Below are 14611 nucleotides of genomic sequence, written 5' to 3' on the forward strand. Positions count from 1 at the left end.
GATTTAAGAAAACAGTTGAGGGTAAAAATGTGTACGCTTTCAAAAGGGGCGATTATCATGATGTCAGAGCGTGTAAGAACGTTTCTTCGCTCTATGTGGAGGAGAATCACGCAAAAATTAGTGAACAAGCTCATTCTACTTTTTACCTCGGTGATTATTCTGGTGGTGGGCTCACTCACAATTATTTCCTATCAGATGATTGAAAAGGAGTCGGTTAACCATAGCATCGCCAGCACGACCAATAATCTGTTGCTGGTCAATCAGAATTTGGAGGATTACTTGGAGGGAATGCAGCAGTTGGCTCTTCCGCAGCTACGTTACAACGATATTATGAACGCGATTGCCAATGAGAACTGGGACTATGCTTCGAGAATGGTCATTGAGAATTACTTGCGCAGCATGTTTTATTCGCGTACCGATCTGGAAGCGATCTATCTGTACGTGGCGGACCGACATCAATACTATGTGGTGACCAGGGAGACGTATAACATTACGGTGCGCAAAGGAATAAATACAGATATTCCCAAGCTTCCTTGGTATAAAGAGGCGATGGCCAGTACCACGAACGAATCATTTCAATCCTTTGTGGGGTCCCGCTCTGATATGGGCTATGTGGCGCCACAAGCCAGCTTTATGGCATACCATCGAGTGTTGAGGTCGATTGCATCCCGTCACCCGCAGGCGGTGCTGTCCTTTTATTACAATACGAGCACCGTGGATGAAATCATGCAGAACATTCCACTGGGCAAAGGGGACCAATTGATGCTAATGAGCCCTAAAGGGGTTCCCTTTTATGTGAACAGCTTTCCGCTATATGAGCGGATGCGTGATTCCGGAGTGTTGGCACAGATCGGCAAGGGAGGAAGCGGGCGAGTAACGTGGTCTGATCGCAGTGGCAATCAGGAGTATTTGGTCGTCTATGATGCTGGCGAAAAAGATGGGTGGCAGCTCATTAAGCCCATCCCATACCGCCAGATTTATGAAGCAGCTACGACAACACGGAATTGGAGCTATGCCATCGGGGCTTTATTTTTAGGCGTGTCTATTATATTAGTGACACTGACCTCGAACGCCATTACCCGACCTTTACATAAGCTGTCCACCCAGATGAAGCGGTTTAGCACCGGAGATTTTGGAGCAACAGCTCCTGTGAAGGGACATGACGAGATTGCATATTTGTCGCTGCATTTTAACGAAATGGTTCAAAGAACCGAAGAGCTTATTAATGAGCGCTATCGCATGAAGCTGGTCGAAAAGAACGCCATACTCAAGGCGTTGGAGGCTGAAATTAATCCTCATTTTCTGTACAATGCCCTGCAAGCCATATCCACACAGGCATTAAAGCGGGAGATGTTCGATATGGCGGATATGGTGGATGCGTTGGCCCAAACGTTACGGTATTCCATCAACGGCAAGGATATCGTAGCTGCCCGCGAGGAGCTCAAGCATATTGAACGATATATAGGTCTGCAAAAAGCAAGATTCGGGGTGAGACTGCGGGTCGAAGTGGTATGGGAGGAAATGCTGATGGAGCTGCCGATTCCAAGGTTATCTGTGCAGACGTTGGTGGAAAACGCTATCAAGCATGCGTTGGAAAAAGTATCAAGCGATATTCTGATCGTCATTTCAGCCGATTCGAGTTCTACAGATGCAAATGCCACAATTGCAGTCAGGGACAACGGGCCTGGATTTTCAGAGGACAAGCTGAGACTGGTGCTGGATTCATTCCATGAAAAATGGGAAGAACGGGAGAGTGAGCATATTGGTTTGAAAAATCTGAACACACGGTTGAAGCTTTTGTATGGAGATCAGGCAGGATTATTCATCCTTACGGATGAAACGGGAACGGAAATGAGAATGCAAATTCCCCGGGGAGGAAGTAGTCATGTATAACGTATTGATTATTGACGATGAAGAGCCGTTGCGCGAAGCCATTCGTATTATCGGGGACTGGGACCGTCTGGGGATCGAACATATTTATGAAGCGACGAATGGAAGATTGGGACTGGAGCTGCTGGGTCAGCACCCTATAGATGTGGTGATGGTCGATATGAAAATGCCTGAGCTGAACGGTATCGAATTTCTCCGTGCCATCGAGAAGGCATATCCCCATCTGTTGACGATTGTCATTAGCGGCTACAACGACTTTGAATTTACACGGCAGGCGATTCAATCCCGGGTGGTGGATTATCTGCTCAAGCCTATCAATCGTCAGGATCTGAACCAGGCACTGCGCAAAGCAGTGGACATTCTGGAAAGCCGAGAGCAAAGCAAAAACAAGTCCATTAGCCAGAACATTACGCTGAATATGTCACTGCCGAAGCTGAAAGAGAAGCTGTATTTGTCCATTTTGGACGGTAGCTTTAAAAAGCAGGCCAATACGGCGTTGCTCCCATTAATCGGAGCGGATCAGCCGGGGAATCGCTTTGGGGTGATCGTGCTGCGGCTGCTCAACAGGGATGTGATCCGCAGGACACGTTTTCATGGCGATGTCGATCTGATGGATTTTGCTGTAACGAATGTATTAGCGCAGACATCAGATGAACGGTTGAGTTGTTTTAGCTTCCCCCATCCGCGACGGGAGCGCGAGGTCATTTCGATCTGTACCCTGGCCCCAGGACATGAAGAACATATGTCCCTCCTACTGGCACAAGTGGCACAGAAGGCGGTTGTGAACCTGCATGGGCTGTTCAGTATGGTAGTAGCGGCCGGAGTGGGCAAGCTCTGTACAGACGTAGTGGAGCTGGCTTCTGCCTATAGGGATGCCAAAACGCTCATTCACAGCACGGATGTATTGAAGCTGGAAGGGGAATCTATTCTCCATACGGTGCCCCGGCAAATGGCTGCGTCAGAGGAAATGTCATGGACGGAGCAACTGTTGTCGATCCAAAAGGATGCTCAGACAGGTCAGGCAAACCGGGCAAAGGTACTGCTGGGTGATCTGCTGAAACAATTGGCAACAGGTCCTGTTTTCCGTTTACAAGATGCTGATCGATTGATGCGGGAGTTCCATTTTCTACTGAAAGAGGCAGCGATTGAGTTGGGTGCGTCTACATCAGCGTTGAATCAAGATGGAGCTTTGGAAGAACCGGAGCACATGGGGGAAAGCGATTTGTCTGCTGATTTTACGAGCTTTGTTCACTACGGTCAGAGATTGAATCGGATGCTGGAGCTTTACATTGCTGGGGTCCAACATGCTCAAGCGGGGAACCAGCCCTTTGACATAACAGACATCAAAAGGCACATCGACCGTTATTATTTTGAGGATATTAAAATTTCGTTCTTTGCTGAAACCTATTTTTTGAGTCGGGAATACTTGATGAAGCTGTTTAAGCAGCAGTTTGGTTACGGTATTCACGAATATGTACAGAAGGTTAGGATGGACAAGGCGAAGGAGCTGCTGGGCGATTCCAGCCTGAAAATACAGGAAATTTCGGATATGCTCGGCTACAAGGATAAAAATTATTTCAGTAAGGCTTTTCGTAATTATTATCAGGTGTCACCGTCTGAGTATCGTGTGAGCTTGCAATAAACCACTTTTTTACCCTTAATGCTTCACTAATCTGCCTTTTTAAATTGGAGTATATTTTTTAGAATGATCGCATGGACGTTGATCACAAACAAATGGGGGAGTATCCATGTTAAAGAAGATGATGGCGTTATCCGGCAGTTTGCTTTTGACGGTCGGTTTGTTGAGCGGATGTGGAAGCAGCGGCGGCACGGATGCGTCGAAAGAAAGTGCTGGCGGCAAAAAAGATTTGAAAACGGTTACAATAAATATGTTCACAGCCTCACCGGAGTATACCGATGCCTTTAACGCGTATATCGAGGAGTATAAGAAGGTCAAACCTAACGTGAAGATCAATTTGGAGATCATGCAGGCAGACTACAACACGATTCTGAAGTCGAAAATAGCTTCAGGTAGTACACCGGATGTATTCCAAACGACGGCAGGAGGCGACATCGACACGTATGCGGATTATAGCGCCGATCTGACCAATGAGCCGCTAGCAGCAGCCATGACGGATGCTGTTCGAGCGAATATGAGTTCCAGTGACGGCAAAGTGCTCGGACTCCCGGTGAAGGGGAACCTGTTTTCGTTGATTTACAACAAAGATTTGCTTACCAAAGCTGGGATAACCTCCCCGCCAAAGACGATTGCAGAAATGCAGGACGCGGTCACCAAGCTGGAGGCGAAGGGCATTACTCCATTTGCCAACGCATATAAAGAGTGGTGGGTATGGAAGCACATCTTCATGCACTATGTAGATGCTGCTGCACAGGATGCAGGCGTGGAGTCGAAGCAGCTCGTTAGTGATTTTATCGCAGGTAAAGCAAAAATCAAGGACTACCCAGTGCTGTACAACAACTTCTTTAGCTTCATTGATTTGACGGTGAAACATGGCACAGATAAGCCGCTGGAACGGGACAGCAATGCGGGAGTAAGTGATTTTGCATCTGGAAAAGCTGCATTTATGACGGGTAAAGGTGCGTGGGATGAGGAAGCGATCAAGAAAATTAACCCTGATCTCAAGATTGGCATCATGGGATATCCGGTGAGTGACAAAGCGGATCAATCGGTCATCATTACCGGTGCAGATCAGGCGCTGCGTATCAATAAGGATTCCGAAGTATCGAAGGAAACAATTGAATTCTTCAACTGGCTGTACACTTCGGAATACGGTAAGAACTGGTTCTCCCAGGTAGCGAAGGTGATTCCTCCAATTAAGGATGCACCGCTTCCTGATCTGGAAATGCCTAAGGAAATGGAAAGCATTTTGAAAACGTCGAAGTCCGGTGATCTGTCTGTTAACTACTCCTTGGATACATTCCATCAAAAATTTGGCGAGCTGATGCAGGCTTATATCAGTGGTAACATGAACAAGGATCAGGCGGTTGCAGAGATTGAGAAGGCATGGGTGCAATTAGGTTCAGCACAATAAAACTGGTTTCGCAGAGGCGTCCGTAAGGGCGTCTTTTTGTGTTAGAGTTAGGAGGTCGAGAGAGTGTGAACAAAAAAATATTTAATAATATTTAAATATTTACTTGCAAAAAGTTATTAGGTTGTGGATAATAGATTGTGTGCAATACATCTACAACCTTACGATATACATAATGACTGCACGGTGCAAATACGAGGGAGGCCCCGGTTGGGGAATCTCTTTATTTCGTTTGGACTGTGCCGATTGTGCTTATAATAGACCGTGTAATTTGGAACGCATTTTTAGTTATGTGGTAGAGATGAAAAAGGAGATGAGCGTTTTGAAGACTTCGTTGTTTACACCGTATACAATCAAAAATTTGGAGTTAAAGAATCGTGTGGTCATGGCACCGATGTGCCAATACTCGGTCACAGCCAAGGATGGGATTCCGAATGATTGGCATCATGTTCACTACCTAAGCCGAGCAATTGGAGGCACGGGGCTGATTATTATAGAAATGACGGACGTGGAACCGGATGGACGAATTACCGATTATGATCTGGGCCTTTGGTCAGATGAACATATTCCGGCTTATAAGAAGCTGGTTGACGGTATTCATGCGCACGGGTCCAAGGTAGGCATTCAGATTGCTCACGCGGGCCGTAAAGCTGAGGATGCAGCAGAGCCGGTCGCTCCCTCGGCCATCGCATACCCGGATGCGAGTTATAAGCAGCCGCGCGCACTGACCACAGAGGAAGTCCGTGGCATGGTACAAAAATTCGCAGACGCCGCCCGGCGTGCGGTTCAAGCGGGCGTGGATACGATTGAGCTTCACGGTGCACATGGTTACTTGATTCACCAATTCCATTCGCCGGTTACAAACAAGCGTGATGACGTGTATGGTCAGGAGCTATCCCTTTTCGGCGTTGAAGTCATTCAGGCTGTGCGCAAGGAAATGCCTGCGGGTATGCCGTTAATCTTCCGCATCAGCGCGGTGGAATATGTAGATGGTGGATACGATGTGGATCATGCTATTGAGCTGAGCCGAGCATATCAGGCTGCAGGCGTAGACGTGATCCATGTCAGCTCGGGCGGAGAAGGACCGGCAGGCGCCAGAAAGCCAGGCAACTATCCGGGCTATCAAGTGCCGTTTGCTCGCCAAATCCGCGAGGCGCTGAACATCCCAGTCATCGCCGTTGGCGCACTGGATGAACCGGCCTTGGCGCAGTCTGTTATCGGCAATGAGGATGCCGATCTGGTCGCTGTGGGACGCGGATTGCTGCGTGATCCATATTGGGCTACTCATGCAGCGGTGGCACTGCGCGGCGAGAAGCCTTCCATACCTGAACAATATCAACGTGGCTACTGAGGCCTAAGTAATCCCACGTTGTTTATATATAAACAAGGCACCTGCAACGAAGTGTACGCTTCGTCAGGTGCCTGTTTTGTTTTTATCGGGATAATGATTGGCAAATGAATAAATGTGATGGTTTTTACATTTTGTGGATGATTCAATCTGTATAATAATTATATTTGGTGTGTATAGGAGGATGAAAGAAATGCAGTATGTTATTGAAACGAAGGGCCTCCGCAAACAGTTCGGGATGTCGGTAGCTGTAGACGATATTTCCTTACACGTGGAGCGTGGCAGTATCTACGGTTTCCTCGGTGAGAATGGGGCTGGCAAAACAACGACCATCCGCATGCTGATGAGGCTGATTGAGCCTACAAGTGGGGAGGTTTTTTTATTTGGCGAGCGGTTGGAGACGAATTATCCATCTATCTTTTCCAAAATTGGAACGATTATTGAAACACCAGGTTTATACGAAAACCTGAGTGCGCGTGATAATCTGAGAATATGCTGTAAGTACATGGGAATGAAGGATGATGGAAGAATAGAACGTACCTTAACCACGGTAGGCTTAGAGCATACCGGTAAAAAGAAGTTCAAAGATTTTTCCCTAGGGATGAAGCAAAGATTGGGGATTGCGAGGGCGCTTGTTCATGACCCTGAGTTGCTCATATTGGATGAGCCAACAAACGGACTGGACCCATCTGGAATTAAGGAAATTCGTCAGCTATTGAAGCGGTTGTGCGAGGAAGACGGGAAAACAATTCTTATTTCCAGCCACATCTTGAGCGAAATTCAGCAGTTAGCTACACACATCGGGATTATACATAATGGAAAACTGTTAGCGGAAGATCGTTTGAGCCGGTTAGAGGAAGGCTTTGAGCAATATACAGATGTAAAGGTAGACGATGCAGAAGCAGTGCAAGCATTTCTGCAAGAGCACATGAAGCAGCTTCAATCTAATGTGATATCCCCACAACAACTAAGAATTCATAGTCCGATTGAAAATACATCTGCGTTAAATAAACAGTTAATAGATCATCAGTTTTCAGTTTATGAGATACACACCACAAAGCAGACGCTAGAGGAGTACTTTTTGACTCTCATTTCAGGAGAGGGTGGGCGACGTGATTAGAGCAGAGCTCATTAAGCTTAAAGGCTCTAAAGCCTTCTTGTTGAGTTTTATAATATTGCTGGCTGTTGTGTTGCTGGAATTCGTAACAAGCGCCGTTTTTTACCGATATTCAATTGATAAACGGGGTTGGACCTACTATTTTGAAGGCATAGTTCTTTTCGTTAATGTTGCAGCCGGATTTGTCAGTTATTACATTTTAACGGGTCATATTTTTGCGAGAGAGTACCAGGAAAACACGCACCTCTTTATGTTTACTACGCCTGTCACCAAGGCAAAATTTTATTTTAGTAAATTGATCATTATTTATGGATTTATTATTGTGTCGCTATTTATCGTTCTGTTTCTGTCTGCAGTATTAGGCATGCTTATTACAAATCGACCTTTAACGATGGCTATCTGGGTATACCAAATTCAAGTGTTTGCCAAAATGTGTGTGATGCATGCGATGTTAATCCCAATTGCCTCTTTTTTTGCTATACGCTGGAAGAGCATTATGGTGGTTGTACTCGTAGTTTGTACTGTTATATTTTTAAATTTTATGTATAAAAGTGAATGGTATCCGTGGATTGTACCCTATCTTTTGTCGCCCAATGAAGGAAGTGCGATTATATTCGTCAATATTCTCATAGCGTGGTTGAGTTTATCAGTAACTTTTCTTCTTGGATTGTTTTTATCCCTATGGGCATATCAAAGAAGGGGCTAGATGGAGAGAGCTTTTCAAAGGAGGTTTGTTATGTTTGCCCTGTTTAAAGCAGAGTGCTTGAAGCTGAAAAGAACTAAGATTCTTTTGTTGAGTGTAATGATTTTAGTATTAACCATTGTGGTGGAATTTTATAGTTACACGGGTAGTCCCAAGTATTCGATAGATCGTGATGGTTGGAATGACTATTTTATGAGTATTGTTACTCTTATTAATTTCCTAACTGGGTATATGAGCTATTATATTTTGACTTGCTATATCTATGCGAGAGAATATCAAGAGAGGACCCATATGGCCCTGTTTACAAGCCCGGTTCGCCGGAGTCGTCTTTACTTCAGCAAGCTGCTTGTTATTTATATGTACATCGCTGTTAGCCTTTTGTTGGCATTTGCGCTATCTGCGCTATTGGGTATGTTAATTACGGACAGACCGCTAACCTTTGAAATCGTTATATATCAGCTTGGAATCTTCACTAAAATGATTATTATGCACGCTATGCTCATCCCGATCATCACGTTCTTCGCCATTCGCTGGAGAAAATTTGTGCCCGCCATTATGGGGATGTGTACCGTTATGTGTTTAAATTTTGTTTTGGTTAATACACCTGGAAATACCTTTTATCCATGGACCGTGCCGTTATTGTTTTCTCCACACGGCACACTGGGCAGAACATTTACGAATGTTCCTGGAGGAATCATCAGTATTTGCTTCATTTTTGTGCTGGGGCTTTTATTGGCGTTAAGAAGCTATACCCATATAGAGACACAGTAGAATGTGTAAGCAGCAAAGGACGATGAGTGTCCATATAAGATTGGCTGGATGAATCTGTAAAATGTTGTCGCTTAAGGACGGATTTACGTGCTATAATTCCAGTAACAACAGAATGGCTTAGGTGGGCGGTCGGCTAATCTCCCGGAAGGGAGGTGATGCCTGTGGAGGTTAAGGATGCTCTGACATTAATGATGATGTTCGGCACGCTATTAATAGCGTTGATCGGACTAATCGTTACGATTGTTATTGCGTTGAACCAAAACAAAAAGAAATAGACCGCCCTGCTCAAGGGGAAAACGGTCTATTTCTGTAGATCGCCTTTGAACAGCCGACCGCTCTTCAAAGCGGCTGTTGCCAAGAGTAGGGATGTTACCAGCATCCTTGCTCTTTTTTTAGTATATCCTTCTATAACTCATTTTAGCACATCTGAATAACCAATGTAACCGAATGGGACCGTTACTTGGTGAAAATTTTAACTTCCTTTGGAGCAAGAGTCACGGTAACCGAACCGTTGTTAATCTGAACGGAATCGTTGCCTAATTGGTTGGTCAGGCGAGTTCCGTTGGACAGATTATCGAAGTTGCCAATCGTGCGGGTTTGACTATTCCAGGAGTTGTTGATAAATACAATGGCCTCGTCGCCATTTTTAGAGCGCTGAAAACTGTAAAAGGAGTCGTCCACCCATTTTTCCTTTTGGCTGCCGTTTTGCAGAGCAGGGTGGTTGTTGCGCACATTGTTCAGCTTAGCGATGTACTGATACAGGTCATGGTTGGAGTTGAAAGCCATATTCTCCCGATTGCCGGGATCATCTCCGCCATTAAAGCCTTGCTCAGTACCTTGGTAGATGATTGGAATTCCGCGTGATGTCAGAGTAAAGCCCAAAGCAGTTTTGAGCTGTGGCCATTTGTCATAGTTAGCACCCGGCTTGCCGGAGGCGTCATTCAGGAAACGTTTTACATCATGATTGTCAATAAATACACCGTTGGTCTGGGCATCGCGATAGTAACGATCATCGGAGTAGCGTTCCTTGATTTTTCTCATGGATTGATCGTGTCCGAACACATCCTTGATTGTATAATACATCGGAAAATCCAATGCGGCATCGAGATATCGGGTGTAATCCCCCACATAAGCAGGGTCGCCATGGAAAATTTCACCCATGGTGAAGGTATTGGCGGCTTGGTCAAAATCCTTTAGAAAACCCTTCGGTACATGCTTGGCAGTATCCAACCGCAGTCCGTCGATGCCTGTCTCATTCAGCAGCCATTTGACCCAGTTTTTAAGCTCATTTGCAGTAGCGGGGTTTTCATGATTTAGGTCATCCAGTCCAGCCACATCACCGTTTTCAATTTTCCATTGGTTGTTAGAGTTGTAGTCCCCCTCTGTAATTTCACCATTATGATGATACCAATCTGTTTTATCAAAAGGGGCCTTGGCGATGCCGTTCCCCGGTTGGAAATCACCTGTGTGATTCACGACGACGTCCAGCATCACAGCGATATTTTTGTCATGTGCCTTACCAACCAGCTCTTTGAACTTGTCCATTGTACCGAGATGCCCGTCTACCGCATAAAAATCATACGTATGATAGCCGTGGTAAGCGTATTCACTCTTTTGCATCGTTACCGGGGTAATCCAGATCGCGGTAAACCCCATATTTTTAATGTAGTCGAGTTTGTTAATAATACCTTGAAAATCGCCACCATGCCACTTGCGTTGATCGCTGTTGTTGGAATTGAAGCCACCGTAGTTATCGTTGGACGGATCTCCGTTGCTGAAACGGTCTGTCATGATAAAATAAATACTTTGTTTGCTCCAGTCTGTGCCAAGGGGAGTGGGCTTGGAGAGGGTACCCGGATCTATAGGAGTGAAGGCGCCTAAAGGCGCCTCCGTTTGAGCAGTTACTTCAACTCCGTTAGAGTTGGGTGCATAGGTAGAAGTACTTACGTTTAAGGATACACCCGAAAGTTTTTCTGTTGGGATAGCTCCTGCCACTTCGTTGAGGTCGGTTGCGTAGGTAGAAGCCCCTACGCTGAGGACGCCCCCCGAAGGTGCCCCCGTTCGGATAGATCCTGCAGCCCCGTTCAAGCCGGGTGTGTAGGTAGAAGTTCCAGTGCTGAAAAGGTAGTTCTTCGAGTTATTGCTGTCCCAACTGTTATTGCCGTCATTAAAAGCAGCTTCCAATTGGGAGGCAGAACCGATATCGACGGTAATTTTGGCATAGCCGCTAATCTCGGCATCCTGCATTTTCACACCGGGTACGGCAGTCCAGTTTCCGTTAGCTGGGCGGTAGTGAATATAAGGCGAGTTAAAGCCTTTTTTGTAGTATACCGTTACCTTGTTAGTTGTACCGCCGCCATCCCCGGGAATCGTACCCGCTGGAGCGCCAGATGTGATCGTTCCCGCATTGCCGCTGTTACCAGGCGTGTACGTAGAAGTGCCCGTGCTGAAGGAGTAGTTTTTGGTGTTGTTGCTGTCCCAGTTGTTATTGCCGTCATTAAAAGCGGCTTCCAATTGGGAGGCAGAACCGATATCGACGGTAATTTTAGCATAGCCGCTAATTTCGGCATCCTGCATTTTCACACCTGGCGCTGCAGTCCAGCTTCCGCCAGCCGGACGGTAGTGAATGTAAGGTGAGTTAAAGCCTTTTTTGTAGTATATCGTTACTTTATTGCCTGTACCGCCATTATTGTCAGGCTTGGCTTTGCTGATGATATATTGTTTGAATCCACTCAACTCACCGGTTGGTGAGCCATCATTGTTGACGAGATTGTTGATGCGCAATAACGTAAACCCGTGATAACCGAACTTCGTGATTTTCTCCTCGATTTTTTGGAAGCCGCTGCCGCCTGTCGGGAGTGCATTTTCACCATTCAGGCGAACACCCTTGGCATTCGCGATGGAGGAGACGGTATCAACCAGGGTGGACGGCAAGGAATAATTCGGTGCTGTGCCACTGTCACTCATCTCCAGGCAAGTAAATGTCAAGTCTAGATCGGCATCCTTGAATTTCTGAATGAGACGGTTGTAATCATAATATCCACCTGCTTGTTCTGTGCTGTGCGGCATAGCAGGATTGTTCATTTGCCAGTGCAGACCGGAAACTTTGGCCCCGATCCGGACACCAAACACAGAATCGAAGTTTTTGTGGGCCGCTGCTCCGATGACGCCCAGATGCTTCTCAAGTACACTTTGGTACCACGACAGAAAATCCTTTCCATATGTGGAATTATATCCGCCGTTCGTGTAAAATCCGTCCCCATCGGTCGGTGGATTGATTTGGCTAAGACTGCTCAGCTTGGTGCCCCAAGCAGCATTAATCTTGTCCAATGATCCGTACTTGTCATTCATAGCTGTGCGGAATGCATTTTTGGCTGTTTCAGTATAAGCTTGGAACTTGCCTCGTCCCGGGTAGCTCCACCCTGCTGCTGGATAGTAGGACGGATAGCGCAATTCCCCAGAAGGACCGCCGCTCAAATAAATTTTGGGAATGATACTTTTATATCCGGCAAAGTTTTCAGCGAATGAGGCATACAGCTCGTCATATTGTTTACCGGTTCCGCTCCACAATGGGGAGAGGGCTTCACTATTGGCATAGCCGCTTTCGTCCTTGAATTGCATTTCATCTGCACTGCCCTTGCTCGGCAGCCAGCTTGGCAGTGGGATGTTACAGTCATCTCCCACATTTCCTCCACACTTATGCGTAGAGATAATAGGAACCCACTTCAGTCCCGCTTCTTTCACGGCATTTGCATAGGTCTTGTAGTAGCTCCAATCGAACTGGTTATCTCCTGCGCTCTCCACATAGCCCCACCAGACGTCGGTAGTGATGGCATACACGCCATTGTTTTTCAACGTTTGTAGCTGCTTTTTGAAGGCACCCCAGTCATTGATTTTCGCCAGCGGTCCCATAACGGAAGCTTGAAAATCATCTGCAACCGCTGCGCTCGCCGTATTAGAGGGTGAGCCAATGAAGGCGGTCAGAGACAGCACAAGGCTTAGTAGAAGCATACACCCTTTTTTCCATAGACTTCGATACAAGGTCAAACCGATCATCCTCCCCAAAGCATAGTCTAATTCGACAACATTTTGTAAACGTCTACAAAAATAGTATAAAGCAAGCGGTTGCATAAAAAGAAGAATTTATTGCGCACTCAAGGTGGACAAATATGACATTTTACGTAAGCAACCGTGTGCCTAAAAGTCTACAGGCAAAAAAATAAGGCATAGGTCTGAGGAAGACGCATGCCTTTTAGTGATGTGCGGATAGCCAAGCCAGTATAGGAGAAAATGAACCTAAGCGTATAAAGTCTTGTTCCAGTCTGTATGGAAAGTATTGCCGAGACAGCCTGCTTAATAAATAGGGCGATCCTTCTGGTCGGCAATGCCGCTTTTACGGTAGAAATACGTATTGATCCGATCCCGCCATTCTTTGGCATGCTCTGCCTGATGCTCCAGCCGCTCCAGCACCTGTTCATACATGGTATCATTCAGTTGCTCATACAAACTGATCTAGATGTCTTTGAGACGAGTGAAGTTTCCACGTTTTACACAAACCTATCCGAAGGAGTGTGTTCACTAACGAGTAATATATATTATGTGAAATTGAATATAATTGACAGACATTTCTCTCAGAAATAGCTTACTTGGAAGGTGTCTGCATGATTTTCCATTAGGATGCTGATATCACATAAGTGAATTTTTTTTTGAATCAAATTCATTTTTAGAGTTTCTTAACAGGCTAATCTTTTTAATCGTAGTATTAAGCTGATTCATTGAGTTGTCTAACTTATCTAATTTTTCTCCTAGAGTCTTCAAAATGTACCAAAGAAGAATAAAACATAGCGAAACGGGAAATCCAACATTTGTAATTAATGAAATCATTGCCTCTACACTCATAGATATCTTCCCTTCAGAAGAGATTTTGAAATTATAGAAGCGTCTCCCTAAGCTTGTTTGGATTGAATCCGCAGATAACTGTTTCTTTGCCAGATCTCTTTATGATTGTGTAGGGTACGCCTTTAATTTCGCGAAGTAACTTGAGATCATTTATATTGGTAATATCAATGTCAGTGAAATTGATCTTGTTGTCCTCCATCCACTCCTTAATTTTTTGGCAAAATTTACAATTTGACTTTGTGTAGATAAGTACCTCATTTAACATTACCTTTCTCTCCCATCGAATTAAATTAGCAAGGGGGTACCCGGATTTGAACCGGGGATGAAGGTTTTGCAGACCTTTGCCTTAGCCTCTTGGCTATACCCCCAAACTTAATTGGTGTTTGAGAAGTAAAGTGATAGTAGTTTTAAAAAGTACAACCCAAAAATAGTTTCTATTTTTTAGGTTGTTCTATCAGTCCGCTGCCCCACTTTATTAAACATAAAATATTTTGGAGGCGATCCTGTTGGAAGAATTGCACGCTTGGAGATCAAGACATCATAATTTTAAAATTGAACTATTAAAGCTAAGTAAAAAAATAGAGGAAACTGAAAATCCTAGTGATATTTTGTTTTACCAGGAGATATGTGAGAAATATGCTTATCATCTTAAAAAAATTGAATCCGCGTGCTACGATAAAGTAGGTGTCACAATTTGTGGTTGTAACTTTAATCCTGAACATTGTACGGATTAGTGCTCCTTTCCTTTGATAAACCGTGAATTACAGTTGAACTCTTAAAATTTAGATTAAACGGATGGGGCATAATAGTGTTATGGAAGCGAGACGGCTGCT

At 45.2% G+C, this 14611-nt stretch carries 12 protein-coding genes, 1 tRNA gene and 1 pseudogene; 9 read left to right on the top strand and 5 right to left on the bottom strand.

The features are described 5' to 3' along the window. Positions 1 to 27 precede the first annotated feature (27 nt). The 8 genes from JOD82_RS03500 to JOD82_RS28990 all read left to right on the top strand — a co-directional run bounded on the left by JOD82_RS03500 (position 28) and on the right by JOD82_RS28990 (position 9154). Entirely contained in the window at positions 28 to 1893 is a 1866-nt protein-coding gene (locus JOD82_RS03500; RefSeq protein ID WP_209947917.1) for a cache domain-containing sensor histidine kinase, read from the top strand. Continuing rightward, complete coding sequence (locus JOD82_RS03505) at positions 1886 to 3532, top strand: response regulator (protein WP_209947613.1); 1647 nt, start codon at positions 1886 to 1888, stop codon at positions 3530 to 3532. The genes JOD82_RS03500 and JOD82_RS03505 overlap by 8 nt, the downstream gene beginning before the upstream one ends. A gap of 106 nt (positions 3533 to 3638) precedes the next feature. Then, positions 3639 to 4943, top strand: a complete 1305-nt coding sequence (locus JOD82_RS03510) for an ABC transporter substrate-binding protein (protein ID WP_029518753.1) — start codon at positions 3639 to 3641, stop codon at positions 4941 to 4943. Between the two features lie 319 nt (positions 4944 to 5262). After that, positions 5263 to 6291 carry an NADH:flavin oxidoreductase/NADH oxidase gene (locus JOD82_RS03515; protein ID WP_029518752.1) on the top strand — a complete coding sequence of 343 codons (1029 nt, stop codon included), beginning with the start codon at positions 5263 to 5265 and terminating at the stop codon, positions 6289 to 6291. A gap of 190 nt (positions 6292 to 6481) precedes the next feature. After that, complete coding sequence (locus JOD82_RS03520; protein WP_069012244.1) at positions 6482 to 7408, top strand: ABC transporter ATP-binding protein; 927 nt, start codon at positions 6482 to 6484, stop codon at positions 7406 to 7408. After that, positions 7401 to 8111, top strand: a complete 711-nt coding sequence (locus JOD82_RS03525) for an ABC transporter permease (protein WP_209947615.1) — start codon at positions 7401 to 7403, stop codon at positions 8109 to 8111. The genes JOD82_RS03520 and JOD82_RS03525 overlap by 8 nt, the downstream gene beginning before the upstream one ends. A 30-nt stretch (positions 8112 to 8141) precedes the next feature. Next, positions 8142 to 8879, top strand: a complete 738-nt coding sequence (locus JOD82_RS03530) for an ABC transporter permease (protein ID WP_209947617.1) — start codon at positions 8142 to 8144, stop codon at positions 8877 to 8879. A 161-nt stretch (positions 8880 to 9040) separates the two neighbouring features. Continuing rightward, positions 9041 to 9154 carry a putative holin-like toxin gene (locus JOD82_RS28990; protein WP_016822651.1) on the top strand — a complete coding sequence of 38 codons (114 nt, stop codon included), beginning with the start codon at positions 9041 to 9043 and terminating at the stop codon, positions 9152 to 9154. Between the two features lie 181 nt (positions 9155 to 9335). On the opposite strand, the gene JOD82_RS03535 is transcribed toward JOD82_RS28990, so the two are convergent. The 5 genes and pseudogenes from JOD82_RS03535 to JOD82_RS03555 form a co-directional block, all read right to left on the bottom strand. Then, positions 9336 to 12926, bottom strand: a complete 3591-nt coding sequence (locus JOD82_RS03535) for a family 14 glycosylhydrolase (protein ID WP_209947619.1) — start codon at positions 12924 to 12926, stop codon at positions 9336 to 9338. Positions 12927 to 13232: 306 nt separating this feature from the next. Then, positions 13233 to 13391: pseudogene (locus JOD82_RS03540) on the bottom strand (hypothetical protein); the annotation flags it as partial. 174 nt (positions 13392 to 13565) lie between these two features. Continuing rightward, positions 13566 to 13778: a hypothetical protein gene (locus tag JOD82_RS03545; RefSeq protein WP_025719390.1), complete on the bottom strand. Its 213-nt coding sequence runs from the start codon at positions 13776 to 13778 to the stop codon at positions 13566 to 13568. Between the two features lie 31 nt (positions 13779 to 13809). After that, the gene (locus tag JOD82_RS29695) at positions 13810 to 14043 is read right to left on the bottom strand and encodes a glutaredoxin family protein (protein WP_069012240.1); all 234 of its coding nucleotides are present in this window, start codon (positions 14041 to 14043) and stop codon (positions 13810 to 13812) included. 31 nt (positions 14044 to 14074) lie between these two features. Then, a tRNA-Cys gene (locus JOD82_RS03555) sits at positions 14075 to 14146 on the bottom strand. A gap of 138 nt (positions 14147 to 14284) precedes the next feature. Here JOD82_RS03555 and JOD82_RS03560 point away from each other — a divergent pair. Next, entirely contained in the window at positions 14285 to 14512 is a 228-nt protein-coding gene (locus JOD82_RS03560) for a hypothetical protein (protein WP_025683859.1), read from the top strand. The last annotated feature ends 99 nt before the right edge of the window (positions 14513 to 14611 follow it).

The sequence above is a fragment of the Paenibacillus sp. 1182 genome, assembly GCF_017833915.1.
Classification (GTDB): Bacteria; Bacillota; Bacilli; order Paenibacillales; family Paenibacillaceae; genus Paenibacillus; species Paenibacillus polymyxa_D.

Coding starts and splice junctions, on each gene's coding strand:
- JOD82_RS03505 (WP_209947613.1), top strand. CDS start 1,886: ATGTATAACGTATTGATTATTGACGATGAAGAGCCGTTGCGCGAAGCC.
- JOD82_RS29695 (WP_069012240.1), bottom strand. CDS start 14,043: ATGTTAAATGAGGTACTTATCTACACAAAGTCAAATTGTAAATTTTGC.
- JOD82_RS03510 (WP_029518753.1), top strand. CDS start 3,639: ATGTTAAAGAAGATGATGGCGTTATCCGGCAGTTTGCTTTTGACGGTC.
- JOD82_RS03545 (WP_025719390.1), bottom strand. CDS start 13,778: ATGAGTGTAGAGGCAATGATTTCATTAATTACAAATGTTGGATTTCCC.
- JOD82_RS03500 (WP_209947917.1), top strand. CDS start 28: ATGTGTACGCTTTCAAAAGGGGCGATTATCATGATGTCAGAGCGTGTA.
- JOD82_RS03530 (WP_209947617.1), top strand. CDS start 8,142: ATGTTTGCCCTGTTTAAAGCAGAGTGCTTGAAGCTGAAAAGAACTAAG.
- JOD82_RS03520 (WP_069012244.1), top strand. CDS start 6,482: ATGCAGTATGTTATTGAAACGAAGGGCCTCCGCAAACAGTTCGGGATG.